The following is an 18,966-nucleotide window of genomic DNA, read 5'->3' as shown; positions in this document are numbered from 1 at the left end:
TAGGTTAATGTAGTATTTAGTTGTTAAATATGTATTGTTAAAAGTGAATTGTTACGCGTTAGTTTTTAGACGTATTTTTTAAGCTGATTTTTTTATTGTTCAATTGGAAATGGAGGCCGCTTGCTTCATTTAAGAGACTTAGCATTTCCTGTAATGGTATATTTTTTCGGACTTTCATATAAATCGACCGGTCGTTAGGTAGCGGGAGGGTATCGACTTCGACACCATACCATCTGGACAAATCAGCTAGGATGACACGGAGCGACTGATCGCGGTAGTCAAAGTAGCCTGCGGTCCAAGCGGTAGCTTGCTTTAGCGCTACCTGCTCCTGATGTATTCCATTGTGGTCGGTGATGGCTGTTTCGCCCGGATGCAGCACAATGCGCTGAGCGGTTCCGGATTTGCTCAGAGCGATCCGTCCGGACAGCAGGGATGTGGTGACCTGTCCGTCGCTCGCATAATTTCGTACGTTGAAAACGGTGCCCAGCACTTCGACGTTTGCGGCTCCGGCATGAACGGTAAATGGTCTTTGTGCTTGGTGAGCTACATCGAAATACCCTTCTCCTTCTAGGGAAACTTCTCTTTTGGCAGCATCAAAAGGAACCTGAAAGGTGAGGGTAGATGCCGCATTCATCGTAATCTTGGTTCCATCTTCCAGAATAATCCTAAAGTCGGAATTGGGGGTGTAGATGGTTTGCAGACTTGGGGTTTTTCCCGTTGCGGTGACTTTTACCGTTTGACTGTCGATGCGGGAAAATGCAATTTCGCCGATCTGCCATGCCGAATCTGTTTTTGGTAAAATGGCGATTTCTTTGCCAGACTTATCTTTCACATATAAGGTGGGTGCTGATGGTGCCGCAATATCGGAAGGTGCCACGCGCTGTGCGAGGTAAAACCAGGTGGCCAATCCGGCGACCAGGAGAATGGAAGCGGCTGCCCACCACTGCTGTTTGTAGCTTAAACGAAGCGGTTGTTTGTTCGGTTGGTTTAATCCATCTGATTGGTTTAGCCTATCTTCTAATCTTTCTTTGATACGGGCAATATGGGGCGCAAAAGGTTGATCGATTTGATGTTGGTCAATATCGATCGAGGACAAAGAAGTGAGCTGTTCGAGCTCTTCGTCGCTGGCATGTTCAAAATAGTGGAGCAGTCTATCGAGGTCGACACGATTGATACTTCCATCTAAATAGTTCTTGTAAATATTTTCTATTTTTTTTGCCATATCTATAAGTTAATACGCAACTTATTAGCAAAAACACTATCGTTGTGGTGTTTTTTTTAAAAAAAATAGAATGTGACAAGAATTGCTAAAATCTCGTCATAATGGTCTTGCACAAATTGGCGGATATGTTGGTTGGATTTGACCATGGCATTACTCACGGTGGATACAGAAATATGCAATTGCTTAGCAACCTCTTCGTAGCTTTTCTGCTCTATTTTGCACAGCACAAATATTTCTCTTCTACGCTCACTTAGGGTGTTGAGCGCTTTTTCTAATAATGCGGACTGTTTTTCTTCGATATCAACTTCTTTTTCCATCAGGTAGAGCTGCTCGAAATGCTGGTATAAATTTTCCTGCATTGCGGCTTCTTTCGCTAATTTTCTATACCAGGAGATCACATCATTTTTAGCGATTGTAAAAATCCAGGATTTAAAACTTCGCGTGGGGTCAATGGTCGATCTTTTTTGCCAGACTTTGAGGAATACATCCTGCACGATCTCTTCACTTACCTGCCGATCTTTGACCATTCGAAAAATAGTGGAAAATAGGGCATGGCTATACTGATCATATAAGGCAAAAAAAGCTTGTTCGTCGCCATGGGAAAGCGATATCAATAGCTTATTTTCTGCAGTAATATCCATAGTAAACTTTTCAACAGTCAGATTCTATGCGGATTGAATCTGTAACCAGCTGTCAAATTTACAACTTTTCGGCTGAATACTTCCTATTGCGGGCAATAGTTTTCAGCCGACAGTATGCTATGCAGTAAATTTGGATAGGCTGAGCTTATAGCCTTGGATTATCTTTTTCTATTTGCTCGTAGAGCTCAATGATTTTTTTGCGGAGCTGGATAATTTGATCGTCCTTTTGTTGTAGCTGTTTGTTCAGGATGCTTATTTCGTTGGTGTAATCTTTAACGTCGTCTGTATCTGAATTGGATACCAGCTGCAACAATGTCAAATTAAATAACTTGGCGATTTGATTTAACCGAGAGAGGTTAAGATCTGTAATCCCTGTTTCCATTTTTGAAAATGCAGGAATTGAAACGTCCAATTTCTTTGCTACATCTTGTTGCGTCCAACCTTTTTGTTGCCTGAGTAATCTGATCTTTTTGCCTAGTGTTTTCATTTGAAGATTTGTAATGGGTTAAGGTACGAAAAAAAATGCATAAACAATTTTTTTGGTGGGGTATTAAAAAAGTAAGGGCTTAAATCTGTATAGGAAACAGACACTCGGCAGGGCTTATTTTTAGTTTGATTATTGATTTTAAATTTGTTATACTTGCCATGAGGGTTTCCAGCTCTTGTCTTGATGAAATAGACCTAAGTGATAACATAACCATTATTTCATGTAAGATTAATATTAAAAAGAGGAAATTAGCGAAAAATTATTACCAGCTTTTATGTCTTGGATTGGATTTATACAGGGTAATCGAAGTTCATTTGAGGAAATCTACGATACTTATATCGACGATTTGTACAGCTATGGTAAGCAGTATCATTATGATAAGGATACCGTGTTGGATTGTATCCACGACCTTTTTGTGCACTTATTTGATAATCCAAAAATAGCGAAGGACGTTCAGGTGAAATATTATCTTTTCGCTGCTTTGCGGCGGAAGCTGCTGCGGTTGAAGGTGAAGACTGTGGCTGTCGACTCGCTTTCGGAAGACATGTATTGGACGAATAGCCACGAACTTGATCTCATCAACGATGAGGTGGAAGCCGGTGTCGTGAAAGTAATCAAAGAAAAGGTAGATGCATTGCCGAAGCGGCAGCGGGAAGTACTTTTTTTGCGCTATTACCTCGATTTTTCCTACGACGAGATTGCGCAGATGATGGGGGTAAATGTGGAGACCTGCAGGACATTGACCTTTCGGGCAATCAAGCAATTAAAAGTGGAATTGAAGCCCGTTGAACTTTTTACTATTTTTTATTTTTTTTTAATAGATTTTAGTCTATGTTTTTGAAAATTATGCTCTATAGGTATAAAAGCATAGTTTGTGAAAACCAAGAAAGAAAAATTTAAGCACATATTCAACCTCACGCCAGAGCAGGGCCTGTCGAAAGAAGATAAGGCAAAGCTCTTTGAGCGGATTGTCCGCAGTACAGCCAAAAAACGTACGCGTAGGTTGCTTTTCTATGTTGGACCGCTCGCAGCTGTGGCCTGCCTGTTAGTCTGCTTCAAGCTGTTCTTTCCAAGGGATGCAGCAATGGAGCCGAAGCTTGATATCGAAAGGATAGCATCCATCAGCCAAACGTTGAATACACACCAAGATAGCCTCCAGCTTATTGCTGTTGATCTGCATACCGAAAGCCATGCGATTTCATTTTTGAACGTAAAGGGTTCATCTGACATACTCGATTTGATGGGGCCTGAGCCTAAAGCTGCTACACCTCAATACCATACCCTATTTGTTCCCTACGGAAAAAGACAGGAGTTTACATTGCCAGACCATTCCAAGGTATGGCTCAATGCAGGTTCATACCTGACCTACAATCCGGATATGCTGGGCAAACCCCGCGAAGTATACCTCAATGGCGAAGGGTATTTTGATGTCGCTCATACGGGTACAACTTTTATTGTTAGAACAAAAAACGCGTCTGTAAAAGTATTGGGCACCAGCTTTAATCTATCGTCGTATGAAGAGGATAAAAAAATGGCTATTGAATTGATTACGGGCAAGGTCGAACTGAGCAGTCCGCATTTCAAAGACATCACCATGGTGCCAGGTCAATTGATTACTTATGATCTGCAACGGCAGAAAGTCATCGTGGATAATAAAGCGGAAGGGAATGAAATCTTATGGACTAAAAAACAGCTTGTACTGGACCGTCTGTCTACGAAAGATCTGATCAAAAAATTGGAACGCATTTATAATGTGCAGATTCATGCTGACCCATCCGTGCTGGAAAATGCAACGGTCTATTCTGGCAGGATCAATCTGGATGTTGATATACTGACTTCTTTAAGTACGATATATGCGCTGAGAAACTATAGGATAACACAAGTAGAAAAGGAGGTGTGGATAAAGAACAATTGATTACTAACCATAAAATTGGATAAAGAGGAATTGCGGTCCCCTTTATCCGTTTAAATTAAACGTTTCTAAAAATTTAATTTCATCAAAATTATGAAAAAAAAACAGGTGGGACAAAATCTCTCCTCTAGACAATTATTGTCACCTAAAATTAGGTATAATATGAAGATAGGATCCCTTGCCATTACAGGAGTTTTACTTTCTGTCAGTGCACTCGCGTTTCCCCAGCGAATAACGCTCAAAATGAAAAACGTACCCTTGAAGCATTTTCTGCAATCTGTTCAAAAACAGACTGATATTGCGCTGCTTTACCCTGAAAATTTGTTAGCCGACAAACGGATAAACGTCGATCTTTACAAGGAGGAGCTGGTGCCAGCTTTACGGCAGGTACTCCGGAAATTTAATCTGACGATTGCACAGGGGGCTGGGCAAATCACTGTCATACCCGACCTGACTGCCCGCAGTCAGCAATTTAACAGACCGGTTGTTTTCCAGGAAAAAGTAACTGTCAAAGGACGCATTTTTAATACGGCTGAACCCCCTGTTCCTCTTTCGGGTGTTACGGTAGCTGAAAAAGGCGGGATAGCCACGTCGGTTTCGGACGATGAAGGTTATTATTCGATCACGATAGCTAAAGGGAGCAGGTTGTCGTTTTCGGCAGTTGGTTTCTTGACCAAAGAGGTGCTGGTAAATAAGACCGAAGCGAACCTTACGGTATCGCTTAAGGAAAATGTCTCGGATCTGGATGAGGTGGTGGTCGTGGGGATGACGGAAATGCAGCGAAAACATATAGCCAGTTCTGTCGCCTCATTGGATATTAAATCCAATATCGAAGGAAAACCTATTACCAATCTTTCGCAGTCGCTGCAGGGCGGTGTTACGGGACTTACCGTTCAGCAAGGCTCAGGCCTGCCGGGGGGGGATGCGGCCAGTATTAAAATACGGGGTATTTCGACGTTAAATAATTCGGATCCGCTGGTGCTTGTCGACGGCGTACCTATGGATATGAATCATATCGATCCGGTAACGGTGGAGAGTGTAACCATATTAAAAGATGCGGCTGCAGCAGCTATATATGGTGCCAGGGCGGCGAACGGCGTTATTTTGGTGACTACAAAACGCGGGAAAGCGGGGCAGATCAATGTGATCTATGATGGTTATTACGGACAGCAATCTCCGACAATCCTCCCTGAATTTGTGGATGCGCCTACTTACATGCGTATGTATAACTATGCGCAGGTGGCCTCCGGAGGGCAAATATTGTATACGGATGAGCAGATTAGCAAAACCGAATCTGGGGAAGATCCTATCAATTATCCGAATACCAACTGGACGGATATTGTTATCGATGATTATAGTCCGCTAACCTCCCATTCTTTAGCTGTGAGCGGTGGAAATGATGTTGCGCGATTTGCGGTAACGGGCAATTACATGTACCAGAAAGGGATGTTGCCGCTCAACAAGATGGATCGCTTTAATATCCGTGCAAATACCTCCGTATCGCTTTCGAAGCGGTTTTTGATTAATCTGGATGTTTTGGGTATCAGACGGAATACCTTGTACCCAAACCGAACCATCGATAATGGGGGGAGCAGAATCTTGGACGACCTTTATCGGCTGCCGCCTACGGTACTACCCAAATATCCTCAAGAGGAGGGATGGCCAACCATTTATGGTCGGTATGCGGACATCGTCAATCCATTGGCTTATGAAGAGGTCGGCGGTACCATTGGATATCAATATGATCAGGCAACAATCAATCTACAGCCGAAATGGTCGATTACTGATAATTTAAACTTGCGGGGGCAGTTTAGCTATAGACTCAATAGTGATGTTTATAAGCAAAACCGGGATAATTTTTATTTCTTCGATTATTATACCAAACAGCTGGTACAGACATGGGCCGTGCAGCGGAATGCATATTCGGAGACCAGAAACACCTATTATTATTTGAGCGGCGCGTTGGATTACAACAAGACTTTCAAAAAGCATAATCTCTTTGCCATGGGTGGATTTTCTGTTGAGAAATTTAATGAGGGGTATTGGAAAGAATCGTCGTTGGTGTCGAGCTATGCGAAAGCAAATTATTCGTATGACAACCGCTATCTTGCCGAGCTATCCTTTCGTGCTGATGGTTCTTCCAAATTTGGCCCTGGAAAGAAATATGGTTATTTCCCGTCCATCGCATTGGGGTGGAACCTCCATAATGAAGCATTTTTTCATGTGGATGCGATCAGTAATCTGAAGCTGAGGGCCTCGTATGGGCAGCTGGGTAATGAGAATATCGGTTTATATCTGTACCAAAATCTTATCAATGCGACCAATGGAACAGAGTCTGTATGGGGTAATCCAAACATTACCTGGGAAAAGGTGAATATCCTGGATGTGGGCTTGGATCTGTCGGTTTTCAAAAATAAGCTTTCTTTAACCTTTGATTATTACGACAAAAAAACGAAGGATGTGCTTCTGAAACCTACTGTGGCACCCTCCGGCGCTATTGGTTCGGCTCCTTTGAATGCCGGTAAGGTGAGCAATACCGGAATGGAACTGTCGCTGAATTATAACGATAAGCTCGGCGATGACTTTAGTTTTTCGATAAGACCGGGCATCTCTTACAATAAGAATAAGATTACTGAACTATTGGGTGGTCCGTACTATTCGGGTATCTCGACGAATGAGGTGGGGTATGCTATAAAGAGTCATTATGGTTATGTAACGGATGGTATTTTGCAGTATGCTGATTTTGCTGCTGATAAAAAAACAGCATTGGTTCCGGCGCTCGCAGGCGAAGGCCCGGGCGATATCAAGTATGTTGACCTTAATGGCGACGGTATGATTGACGAGAGCGACCAAAAAGTGATCGGTGACCCTACGCCGAGGATCAATTATTTTAGTAATGTAAGTTTCAGTTACAAGAACTTCGATTTTGAGTTTTTGTTGCAGGGGGCAGGTAACCACGACTATTCGGCGAATCTCGGGGGTAAATCTGCCGGTTACTTATGGCATCCGCTGAATTTGAGTGCCTCGGGTGGTATCCCGACAACCTATCGGGCGGCGAATACCTGGCGCGAAAATAACCAGGATGCCATCTATCCTCGTTTGCTGGCGAATCCGGCAAATAACGTGCTACGCAGTGACTTTTGGTTGTTTAATGCGAAGTACCTCCGTGTCAAATTTATTCAGGCTGGGTACCGATTGAATAGCGCCTACCTCAATAAATACGGAATTAAAAATGCGCGCTTTTACATCAATACGCAAAATCCTTTTCTCTTTACCAAATTGAAAATGGCTGATCCGGAGTCGCAAGGGGGATCGTGGACCTATGGTATAATGCGTATATTTTCTGTTGGGTTAACGGCTAATTTCTAATAAACATGAATACAATAAAAACTAAGATAAAATTACTGAGCCTACTTGTGGTGGTCTTGTCAACTAGCTCATGTGAAAAATTCCTGACTATCGACAGTCCGGACGGTGTATCGGACGAGCAGTGGTGGAATACAGAAACAGATGGGTATAATGCCTTGGGAACTGTTTATGCGGGAATACCGGGGGGCAGTTCTGGGCGAAACATCATGTATTATGCTGGACTTACGGACGAAGCCGTGCAGCGCGGTGACTTTAAGGGTGATTACGACGGTTTCACGCGCGGTCTGGCCTCTAGCCGCTGGGGGGTGTCGAATAGCTTATGGGCAGATGATTATACGTGTATCCGTCGGGCCAACAGGTTTTTGGAAAACATAGAAGGGGCTTATATTGATGCCGAACTGAAAGAAAGGATGAAGCTGGAGGCTAGGGCATTGAGAGCGTATTATCACATGGAATTGATGTTGGTGTTTGGTGATATCCCCTTATTGACCCAGTCTTTGACGCCGACGGAAAATCAATCTTTTCGAACCGCTCAAAAAGAGGTATATGATTTTATTGTAGCCGAATTGAAGGACTGTGCTGCCAAGCTGCCGGCAAGTTATGTAAATGCTGATCGGTGGCGGATGACAAGCGGTGTTTGTCTGTCGCTGCTGTCGCGACTGGGATTGTACTATAAAGATTTTGAACTTGCGAAGGCTTCGGCAAAGCAGGTGATCGACTCCAAAGTATATAAACTCTGGATCAGTACGACAAATAAAAATGACAGTTATTCGGAGCTCTTTAGCTACGCGGGTGAACTGAATGATGAACGGATATTTTTTAAAGAAAATGGCTGCGCGAATGCCTGGACATCTTTTGCTCCTTTTGGTATCGGGGGCGAAACTTATCTGTCGCCCACGAATACGGTAGTCAATAATTTTGAAACCAAACAGGGCAAGACCATCCAGGAGCTTGGACGTGACTCGGTGCTGATCTATCAGCGTAATCCAAATTATAAAAACAACAGGGATCCACGGTTGGCAGCGTCGGTTTTTTCACCGAACGATAAATTTCAGAACCAATATACCCTTGATCCTTTTTATAATCCGACAGATAAAATCGGTGAAACGAAGTCTACTGCCACAGGGTATTGGATAAAGAAATATATTGATGCCAGAGATCGTCAGGCTAAGAGCGGAAGTCTGGATTTTATGATCATACGCTATGCTGAAATATTGCTCAACTATGCGGAGGCAATGATAGAGACGGGGCAGTGGAGCAATGCTGAAACGCTTGCTGCGATCAATGAAGTGCGGGCAAGGGCAGCGATGCCTGCGGTTAACAGTGGGATATACGGCACGCAGGCAAAAATGCGCGAGCTCATCCGTCGGGAGCGTCAGGCGGAACTTGCTTTTGAAGGAGGCCGTTATTTCGATATCCGCCGTTGGGGGATCGATGAAGCTGTAATGAACGGTGAGGTCTTTGGGGCCACAAACCCTAAAACAGGAGAACTTGTGCGGGTACAGAGCCGGACGTACAAAAGAAATCGCGAGGGCCTGTGGCCTATTCCAGAGGCTGAGATCATTGCAAATCGCAATATGGTGCAAAATCCAAATTATTAATATTTGATACTGATGAAAAAGAAAATAAAGATCGTTTTGTTGTGCCTGCTCCTGCTGCAGGCTGTTGTGGGCTTGCAGGGATGCCGCAAGAACTATAGTCCAGGTGATTGGAATTTGCTGCCGGCGAAAGAGCCGGAGCAGCCCCAGGAGCCCGATGATACAGCTACCAAAAGTTTGAAAGTGATGTCGCTCAATATGAATGTGGGTACAACCGTTGCGAACTTTGATGCTATGTTGGATCTGATTAAAGAATATGATCCTGACCTATTGTTTTTGCGGCAGGTGGATAGTGCGACGACCCGGGCGGGGAAGGTAGATCGTCCGGCTGCCATCGGGAAAGCATTGGGTATGGTATCCTATTTCAGGAAAAATATAGATTACCAGACGGGGGGATTTGGGAATGCCGTGTTGTCCAAATTTCCGGTGAAGGAGAAATATAGCCAATTGTTGAGTCGTGAGGAGGGGAGTACGGCCGAGCTTCGGAGTATGGTGATGGTTAAAGTGGAGGTGCAGGAAGGGCATGCACTGTATTTTGCGGGCACTGAGCTGGATCCATCGGTTGCCAATAACCGGGCGCTTCAAGTCGTTGACTTGCTCAATGCGACGGAGAAATTGATGCAACCCGTGATTTTGGTCGGTAATCTCAATGAACAGGAGTCGGCCAATGGTCCTGTACTATCTTATCTTAAGGGCAGCTTTACCTTTGCGTGTTTAGGTACTGGATGTCCCTGGAATGCACCAAAAGATAAACCCACAGGTGTATTTGACTATATCACCTTTAAGAATACGGACGATAAGCTCCAACTCAGTAAATATGGCCCTTTTTCTAAATCGGCCAATAACTTTCTGCCGATGACTGCAGAGTTCAAATTAAAACTTCCTAAATAAATTATACCATGAAAAAAATAATTCTTGGGGCGATGGCCCTATTAAATTTAATGAGCTGCAGTGGGGATGAGAAATTAGATCTTACGCCTCCTGCAAAGAAGAAGTTGGTCACCATGACGTACAATATTCACCATGGGGCACCTGAAAATTCGGAGGTAGTCAATCTGGCTAATATTGCTGCGGTGATAAAAAGCAGTGGAGCGGAAGTTGTTGCACTTCAGGAAGTGGATGTCAATGTGGCACGTTCGGGTAAAGTGAATCAGGCTGCGGAGCTGGCAAAGCTACTGGGAATGGAATATCATTTTTCGAAGTCCATTGATTATAATGGTGGTGAATATGGTGTGGCTATTTTAAGTAAGTATCCGATGACCAACAAGCGGCGGGAGTTGCTGCCCATGCCGACATCGGGCGAACAACGCAGTATTGCTGTGGCCACGGTGACTCTGCCCGATGGCAAAAGCATTGAATTTGCATCGACGCATCTGGATCTGAATGTGCCTAACAGGACCGCACAGGCTGAATTTCTGAACGAGCTGAGCACTTCGTTAAACAAGGCGCTTTTTGTAGGGGGAGACTATAATGCAATACCGTCGAGCAGCGAAATGGTCAAACTCAAAGAGCGGTTTACTTTTTCTTGTATGAGCAGCTGTCCGCTTTCATTCCCGGTTAAGACACCGACGAAAGCTATTGATTTTGTTTTATTTAATGCTCAGGCCGCCAGTAGCTATACCTTGGTTTCATCCGTTGCGCTGACCGGTCAATATGCATCAGATCATTTGCCTGTATCGGTTGTATTTCAATACGATTAAGAAACAGCCAAGAGCGCTGGATAACAAGAAAGATTTGGCGTCAGTAGTAAGAAAGATTAGGCCCTGATAAAGAGAAGATTGAGACGTTGATTATGAGGATTTGGCGGCCTAGTAAAAAGGGTGCAGTAAGGGAGTCTTGTATTGGACTCCCTTTTTTATGTACTGATGTAGACTGCTTTTTTTTATAAAATTTTTCATGCAAAACCGATTTTGCCAAACGAAATGGGTTTGAGATGTGTTTACTTTATTGTTGTAAATCTGCAAAACAGGCGGCGCAGATGTGCCTGAGTTATTCCAACGAACTATTTATAAATAATGCTAACTATTAAACAAGATGCGATTTTGGCTAAATGCTAAATCGTTTTTAAAACCAACAATTATTAAACATGAACAATGTTGATTTAAAGACAGTGGTGCGCTTGACTGGGAAATCCAGGTTGTTTTTCTCACTGATTGTGCTGGCCGGTACGATCAATCACGCCCAATCGGCTCCGAAGGTCATTTTGGAGAGCAGTTTCCTGAAGGAGACAAAAACTAACCAACAACAATTAACAGGTAAAGTCTTGGACAGCAATGGAAAGCCAATTGCAGGTGTAACGATCACCGTCAAAGGAACATCTAAAAGTACACAGTCTGATGCATCGGGAAGTTTTACGCTGGATGCGAAGGCGGGGCAAGTACTGGTGGCGACATCGATCGGCTACAAAACCAAAGAAGCCTTTGTGGAGAACAGCAGTGTTTCGATTCAAATGGAGGCTGATCAGAGTCAATTGGATGAAGTGGTGGTTGTCGGATACGGTACACAACGGTTAAAGGAGGTTACTTCCTCCGTTGCGCACGTGAGCGCCGACCAATTTCGTCAAAGTGGTGCGCGAAATCCCTTAGACCTTATACAGGGTAAAGTGGCGGGCTTACAGGTGTCGAGAAGCGGTTCGAACCCAAATTCAGGCGTGGCGACGCAATTGCGCGGAGCAATTTCTGTGACGGGAAGTGCGAGTCCCTTATTTGTAATCGATGGAATACCTGGCGGAAATCCGGATCTGCTCCAACAGGATGATATCGAGTCTGTGGATGTATTGAAAGATGGATCGGGCGCGGCGATATACGGTACCAGTGCCAACGCCGGTGTCATATTGATTACGACAAAGCGAGGGAAGCCAGGAAAATCGGTATTTAACTATTCCAATTATTTTCGAAAGGAATTTGTCTATAATAGACCCGATTTTTTGACCCCACAGGAATTTAGGGACAAGATTGCATCGGGGGAATTAAACCAGCCGGATTTTGGCCATTCAACTGACTTTTTTGAAGATTTGATCAACAAGGATAATTTTTCACAAAATCACAATCTATCCCTGTCTGGTGGCAATGAATCTACCACGTATCGGGGTAGTGTAAATTTCAGAAATCTGGAAGGTATCGCCAAGGAAAATTCGCGGAAGGAATATACGGTGCGCGCCAGCATCAACCAGAAAGGTTTGAATGACCGATTGAATGTATTGATGAACATTGCAACGAATACCAACAATGCGAATCTGTTAGGCGGGGGCGGCTGGGAGAGTGAGGCCACTAAAAATCCTACCTTGTCAAATTTTAATGACGATGGGTCGTATCGTTACGACCGTACAAGTACAAATGAATTTGCGCGCTTATTTACGGAAACCAGTTACCGGAAGCAACAAACTTCTTCGCTGGATGGAAAGGCGGATCTTAGCATCATCGAGGGGCTAAAAGCCAGTGTGTTTGGATCGGTGCAACGCAATTCGTATATCGATGGTGCCTATCGGGCATTGAACAGTGAGGCGTCTATGGAAGATGAGGATTATCCAGGTGGCGGCTATGCTTCTAAGTCGAATTTGCTGAATGAGCGGTATGCGTTTGAGCCCACACTCCAATACAACACAACCGTTGCTGAGAAACACAGCATAACCGCATTAGCTGGTTATAGTTATCGTTATGAGAAAGAGGAGGGGCAGAGTGCAGATAATAGGGGGTTTATAAATGATCGTTTTCATGAGGATAACCTTTCGGAAGGGCAAGCATTACGCGATGGTCGTGCCAATATGGACAGCTACAAGAATGACAATACGTTGATTGCTTTTTTTGGACGGGTAAATTATACGTACTCCGATAAGTATATGGCTCAGTTTATCCTTCGACGAGAAGGTTCTTCTAAATTTGGTGCAAACAATAAGTGGGGAAGTTTTCCTGCCGTATCTGTAGGCTGGAATATCAGCAATGAAGACTTTATGCAGGATGTTGATTTTATCAACAATTTGAAGCTTCGTGCGGGTTATGGAGAAACGGGAAATACAGGGTTTTCCAATAACGCTTCCCGATTGACATTAGGGGGTGGCGGAAAGTACCTATACCCCGACGGAGCCTACCGGGAAACCTACGGTCCTGATCGTAATCCCAACCCTAACTTGCGTTGGGAGACAAAAAAGGAGACGAATATCGGTGTCGATTTCACGTTATTCAGCAACAAACTTTCGGGTTCGATTGATGTTTTTCAGCGTAAAACCGTTGACCTGTTGGATACGTACACGACCCCTCAACCACCTTACATACGAAATAATATCTATTCCAATGTAGGTACGCTTTCTTCCAAAGGTATTGAATTGGCGCTCAGCTATCGCGCTATTGAACGTGACAATTTCAAATGGAATATGGACTTTACAGCGAGTACATTAAAGAATGTAATGGATAGTTACTCGAATGATATTTTTACGGTCAAATATAAGGAGTTTGGGGACATTGGCGGAGCAGGTGCCCTAGGCAACGCATTTACCACCTATGAAGGACATCGCATCGGCGAGTTTTTTGGTAAACGATTTGCCGGATTTGATGCGGATGGGAAATGGCTGTTTTATAACCGAAATGGAGAGGCGGTAAGAAATGATCAGATCAATAATTCGCGGGATGATCTCAACGCTTCGGATTTATCGGTGATCGGCAATGCTGTACCCAAATATTACCTTTCGTGGACAAATAACTTTTCCTATAAAAACTTTGACCTCAGGGTGTTTATGCGTGGTAAATTTGATTATGACATCTTAAATACGACTGCGCTTTCGTATGGTAATAAAGTGTGGTCGGGCAACCTGTTAAGAGATGCTTTCACCAAATACAAAGACATCGACGATACCTATATGTATTCGGACTACTACCTCGAAAGTGGAAGTCACTTAAAAATTGACGAAGTCACCTTGGGGTATCGATTTAAATTAAAAAATGACAGCTGGGTAAATAACTTGCGCGCTTACATGACTGTACAAAACCTGGCAACGATAACCGGTTACTCGGGCAACGATCCGGATTTCGTATTGGATACGGGTTTGGGGAATGAAGTGAATGGGCAGCGCTTGGGGATTGACAGCCGCGGTCCTTATCCGAATACGCGGTCGCTTTTGTTTGGTGTAAATTTTAGTTTCTAACTCCTATGAAAAATATTGTTAAAATTTTATTGCTGGCGTGCGTCGTAAGTGCGTCAAGTTGTACAAAATTGGATGAAAATGCTTACGATGTCATTGTAGCAGAGGATTTTTATACAAATAAGAATGAAGTAATTTCTGCTGTATTGCGACCATATACCCATGCCAACGCTTGGATATCGCCTTCGGGACAGGATGGCTGGTGGCGTCCGGCCGAATTATCCGCCGACCAATTGGCCTGGCCAACTAAAGGACGGCATGGAGAAGATAATGGCAAATGGAAGCGGCTACACTATCATACCTGGACAGTAGATGAAGGGGGGGTAAACAATGCCTGGGTACTGATGTACTGGGGGGTAGGCTTATGTAATAGCCCCATCGATATCCTCGAAAAATCTGATGTGGCCAGTATGGGGATTACAACGGATGAAAAAAATCAATACATTGCCGAGCTTAAGCTTTTGCGCGCGTTGCACTACCTGAAGCTGATGGATCTTTTCGGAAATATTCCGATAACCACAAAAGCGCCGACTACTGCGGAAGAACCCCTTCCGGAGCCCTCTTCTACAAAAGAAGTGTTTGAGTTTATTGAGAAAGAAATTCGAGATAATATTGACTTAGCCCCAAAACTATCGCGTGCGATGTTGGGTCGGGTGTCGCAGGCTACAGGGTACGCGATGCTAGTCGAATTATATTTAAATGCTGAGAAATGGTCTGGGCAACCAAGATGGGACGACTGTATCGCGGCAGCAGATAAGTTGATATCAGGTGAGGGAGGTGGTTTGAATGGCGCCATGGAATTAGATCCGAATATTAAGGACGCTTATGTTCCGACGAATGATCTATCCAAGGAAACCATTTTTTCTATCGCTTACGACTACAAAATAGCGGATTTTTCAGCGGGTTTTCCGAGTGAATTTTATCATTTTGTGCAGAGTGAAATCTATGGCGGCGGCAGAAACGGAAATAATGGGATTGTGTTGGTTCCCGGGGTTTTCGGTCAGTATGCAGCAAATGATCTACGGAAAAAGGAATGGTTTTTAAGCGGTCCGATGGTGAAATTTGTGGACGGTAAAATTGTTGAAGGATCGGAAGAGTATAAGGGTGAACAGCTTGTCTTCGTCGATTATATTCGTCGGGCAAAATCGGGGGGTACATCTTCTACCATGAGTGACGGTGAAGAAAACAGTGGAATCCGATTTAATAAATATAAAATTGGTAATAATGTAGTCGGGACGGTCAATGGTGTTAAAATACCTGTTGACGAAAATTACAACAATACCGATTGGAATGTCTATCGATTGAGCTGGATTTATTTTGCGAAAGCCGAAGCGCTGATGCGCAAAAGCGGCGGTACGGCTTCACAAGATGCAGTTGATTTAATTAATATGTGCAAAAAACGGGCATTTGCCGATGCAGACTGGGCGGCAGCACAGTATAATACGAGTACGCTGACGTTAGATGAGCTTTTGGTGGAGCGTGGGCGTGAGTTTATTTTTGAGGGGTTCAGAAGGCGTGATTTAATCCGTTTTGGTAAATTTCATACCGCAACGTGGTGGGATCATAAACCTACTGCTGAAAACAAAACTGTGTTTCCGATACCTCAACAGCAGATATCGATGAATCCCAACTTAAAACAAAATCCTGGTTACTAGGTGATTTAGATGATGGGCGGTGTATTTCTACGCTGTAGGGATACATCGCTTTTTTGTTTCAATTGGGGGGTGGCAATTTTCATTTGAATAATGTTATTATGTTAGGGGTACCAGCAGAGCTGCGGTACCCCATACTATAAAGGGATAAAAGGGACAAATTAGTTTTGACGTTTAATGCTGATGTTTAGATAGCGATTGTTGTCATATCCGCTCAAGGCATTGACGATAACGACACCGTATTTTTCGTCTGGGGTCTTAAAGTAGAACATGCTGCCCACTTTAAGATCATTGAGGGAAAGATTTGTCGTTTTGCGGGAAATTGCATTGTTCTGAATAACCGTTCCAGATGTTAAGGTGTTTAGAAATGTGGAGGCCTGATTGGTCTGTATACCGGAGAAATAGGTTGCCCGGCCTTTCCCGGATAGATCGGTAAAGTCGAAAGCTTTAAAGGGGATCGGACTGGCTTGTAGCGAATAGATATTATAGGAATAGGTAATGGCACCATTGGCTTCTACTTTATAGGTGCGATACATCCCCAGATCGATTTTTCCTGTATTCGCTTTGGCCTCAGCATAGGTATATGTTTTCCCTTCCATCAGGTCAATAAAGCAAGCGCTGCTTTGCGCTGTGCTATCTGGCATATAGAGCACGCGATTGTTCAGATGGGCGTAATCTGATACCACATTATAGGTCACCGAAGTATAGCCATCGCCCATAAATACGCCTTCGCTGTCTACCGCCATTATTCGAAAGGTGGTAAGCCCTACCTTATCGGCCTTAATTTTATAGACATAGCGGAAGCTTCTTTTTTCGCCGTCTGCCAATGGTATTTTGAGTGCTGCTGCACCGGCACCATTGTAAAAGATCCATACTTGATGCATGTCTTTGGATGCTGAGCTGATCGTGAAATCGACATAGATGGAGTCTCCGGAAGCAACATCCTTATACGTACCAATACTAAATTCATTTTCTTGGTGCAGGGTCACTTTAACATCCGTAAACTGATTGAAAATATTGTCACCTTCCCGTTTGCAGGAAAGCAATATGCTGAAGAGGATAAGGAGCAATAAATATTTCTTTTTCATAATTAGTTGTTTAGTGGATCGAATGTACCGCCTTCATAACCGATTGTTTGCTCGAGCAGTGGCGAGGAGCTCATAAAGGTATTTGGTAGTGGGTAGAAATAATAATAATCGCGGAAAGCAAAGGCTCCATTCGCGCTTTCTGTACGTAAATTGTAGGGATATTTGAAGTAATTTAATACGGTATCTCTATTATTCATGTCCAAACGCTCGCGATGCATGATCCCGGCAGCGTTCTTTGCTTCTAATTTTTTCTTTAAAGCATCGGATTTGGTTTCGAACAGATACGTTTGGATCGTTCCTTCGAGGGTATGCATGCGACGGGTCCGTCGTAGGTCGTGATAGCGCTTGCCTTCAAAGGCGAATTCAATTTGCCGTTCGTTCATCAGTAAATCGCGCATCTGTTCTTTGTTGGCAGCAAGGGACAAACCGTAATCGTACTTCCCCTGTTCGATGCCTGCACGTTGCCGGATACTACGTACCAGTTCTTTAGCGAGCGCCAGATCGCCTGTTTCATTTGCTGATTCAGCATAGTTCATCATGACTTCGGCAAATCGAATTTCAATCCAGTCCATACCATTGCCGCCTATGTCATTGAAAATGCCCACAGATGCGGATGAAAGTGATGGATTGACAAATTTTTTGCAATAAAAGGATTTTATGGAGGATTCTCCGTCTGCATTGGTGTAGTTCCACTGTTTTCGTCCGGTCTTGCCGCTCAATGGCCAGTCTGCACCGTTATACACAATGGTGTTTTTGAATCGTGGATCTCTGTTTTTCCAAAAAAGCGCGTCATCATACAGGAGGTTATTCCCGCTGGCGGGTGTGCCATCTTTCATGCGATAGGCTTTGAGCAAAAGGGTGGTCGGAACATAATAATCTGCTGGTGCTCCGCCTTCGGAAGCGGGGCGCGATGCGCGTTCGACAATAGTGTAACGCTTAGGTGATGTGGCAGAATAGGAACGAAGTAGTACCGCTTCTGTATTGGCTATGCCTTCTTTTAAAAAGATTTCATTATAGTTGGGCATTAAGGCCCGCCCAGCAGCTTGACAGAGTTCATAAGCTTCTTTGCTTGCCTGAAAAGCAGTTTGCCACCGTTGTGCTTCATAGGGATGGGAAGCATTGTCGGTTGGATTAAACTGTGGACTGGCCCAATATAGCAGTGCTTTGGCTTTCAGTGCTGCTGCTGCTGCTTTGGTAATCTTACCTCGGCCAGTGCCATCGTCCCAGGTTACGCCATCTAAATTGGTCATTGCAGCATCTAGGTCGCTGACGATTTGTGTAAAGCATGCTTTGGCGGATACCCGACCACTTAACTCCAGTTTGTCTGGATTTTGGGGGTCGAGTACAAGGGGCACGCCACCGTAAAGCCGTGTGAGCTCAAAATACACTATGGCGCGTAGGGCATAAAACTGTCCTAAAAATTTCTTCTTAACTTCTGGCGGCAGGCTTCCTGCTGGAATATAGGCGATCGCATTGTTGCAGCGTGCAATGTCAAAGTAGCGGTTGTCGCCAATATTGGTGCCCTGGTATTTGGTGGCAATGTATTTGACATCATTAAGGGTAATTTCGCCACTTAGACCCAATACTTTTTTGCTGGCTGCATTCGTTCCCGAAAAGTAGTTTTCGTCACTGGCATAGTGCATCTGCATATCGTTTGTTGTGACTTCATGCGGATGGGAAGGCATGATCATGCTATAGGTACCAGCCAGATAGTATTCAATGGCACCTTCGTTGTCCCAAATGCGGGCGTCCAGACCGCTATGATCTACGAGCTCAAAAAAATCATCTTTACAGCTCTGTGTCATCAGGGCTGTACTCGACGCCACCAATAAGGCGATTATGTATGTAAAATGTCTTTTCATG

13 protein-coding genes are annotated in these 18,966 nt (G+C 44.0%); 8 read left to right on the top strand and 5 right to left on the bottom strand.

Annotated elements, in window-relative coordinates:
- Positions 1-58: 58 nt before the first annotated feature.
- From B2107_RS12970 to B2107_RS12960, 3 genes are all read right to left on the bottom strand, one after another.
- On the bottom strand, positions 59-1,222 hold the full coding sequence (locus tag B2107_RS12970; protein WP_293956083.1) for a FecR family protein: 1,164 nt from the start codon (positions 1,220-1,222) through the stop codon (positions 59-61).
- Between the two features lie 56 nt (positions 1,223-1,278).
- Complete coding sequence (locus B2107_RS12965) at positions 1,279-1,863, bottom strand: RNA polymerase sigma factor (RefSeq protein WP_293956082.1); 585 nt, start codon at positions 1,861-1,863, stop codon at positions 1,279-1,281.
- 145 nt (positions 1,864-2,008) lie between these two features.
- Positions 2,009-2,350 (bottom strand): helix-turn-helix domain-containing protein, encoded by a 342-nt coding sequence (locus B2107_RS12960; protein WP_293956081.1) that lies wholly within the window; start codon positions 2,348-2,350, stop codon positions 2,009-2,011.
- Between the two features lie 274 nt (positions 2,351-2,624).
- Between B2107_RS12960 and B2107_RS12955 the strand changes: the two genes are divergently transcribed.
- The 8 genes from B2107_RS12955 (at position 2,625) to B2107_RS12920 (ending at position 16,018) form a co-directional block, all read left to right on the top strand.
- Entirely contained in the window at positions 2,625-3,191 is a 567-nt protein-coding gene (locus B2107_RS12955) for an RNA polymerase sigma factor (RefSeq protein WP_293956080.1), read from the top strand.
- Positions 3,192-3,224: 33 nt separating this feature from the next.
- On the top strand, positions 3,225-4,265 hold the full coding sequence (locus tag B2107_RS12950; protein ID WP_293956079.1) for a FecR family protein: 1,041 nt from the start codon (positions 3,225-3,227) through the stop codon (positions 4,263-4,265).
- Between the two features lie 159 nt (positions 4,266-4,424).
- On the top strand, positions 4,425-7,631 hold the full coding sequence (locus B2107_RS12945; protein WP_293956078.1) for a SusC/RagA family TonB-linked outer membrane protein: 3,207 nt from the start codon (positions 4,425-4,427) through the stop codon (positions 7,629-7,631).
- Between the two features lie 5 nt (positions 7,632-7,636).
- Complete coding sequence (locus B2107_RS12940) at positions 7,637-9,232, top strand: RagB/SusD family nutrient uptake outer membrane protein (RefSeq protein WP_293956077.1); 1,596 nt, start codon at positions 7,637-7,639, stop codon at positions 9,230-9,232.
- 12 nt (positions 9,233-9,244) lie between these two features.
- On the top strand, positions 9,245-10,120 hold the full coding sequence (locus tag B2107_RS12935; protein ID WP_293956076.1) for an endonuclease/exonuclease/phosphatase family protein: 876 nt from the start codon (positions 9,245-9,247) through the stop codon (positions 10,118-10,120).
- Between the two features lie 8 nt (positions 10,121-10,128).
- Positions 10,129-10,929, top strand: coding sequence for an endonuclease/exonuclease/phosphatase family protein (locus B2107_RS12930; protein ID WP_293956075.1), 801 nt, complete (start codon positions 10,129-10,131; stop codon positions 10,927-10,929).
- A 386-nt stretch (positions 10,930-11,315) separates the two neighbouring features.
- Complete coding sequence (locus tag B2107_RS12925) at positions 11,316-14,366, top strand: SusC/RagA family TonB-linked outer membrane protein (protein ID WP_293956074.1); 3,051 nt, start codon at positions 11,316-11,318, stop codon at positions 14,364-14,366.
- Positions 14,367-14,371: 5 nt separating this feature from the next.
- Positions 14,372-16,018, top strand: coding sequence for a RagB/SusD family nutrient uptake outer membrane protein (locus tag B2107_RS12920; protein ID WP_293956073.1), 1,647 nt, complete (start codon positions 14,372-14,374; stop codon positions 16,016-16,018).
- A 158-nt stretch (positions 16,019-16,176) separates the two neighbouring features.
- Here the strand turns inward: B2107_RS12920 and B2107_RS12915 are convergent, their stop codons facing one another.
- Together B2107_RS12915 and B2107_RS12910 are read right to left on the bottom strand one after the other, a co-directional pair.
- The gene (locus B2107_RS12915) at positions 16,177-17,103 is read right to left on the bottom strand and encodes a hypothetical protein (protein ID WP_293956072.1); all 927 of its coding nucleotides are present in this window, start codon (positions 17,101-17,103) and stop codon (positions 16,177-16,179) included.
- 2 nt (positions 17,104-17,105) lie between these two features.
- Positions 17,106-18,965, bottom strand: a complete 1,860-nt coding sequence (locus tag B2107_RS12910) for a RagB/SusD family nutrient uptake outer membrane protein (protein WP_293956071.1) — start codon at positions 18,963-18,965, stop codon at positions 17,106-17,108.
- Position 18,966 lies beyond the last annotated feature (1 nt).

The sequence above is a fragment of the Sphingobacterium sp. UBA7855 genome, assembly GCA_002500745.1.
Taxonomy (GTDB): domain Bacteria; phylum Bacteroidota; class Bacteroidia; order Sphingobacteriales; family Sphingobacteriaceae; genus Sphingobacterium.
The sequence above is the reverse complement of the archived record's forward strand: the minus strand, read 5'-3'. Positions and strand labels throughout refer to the sequence as shown.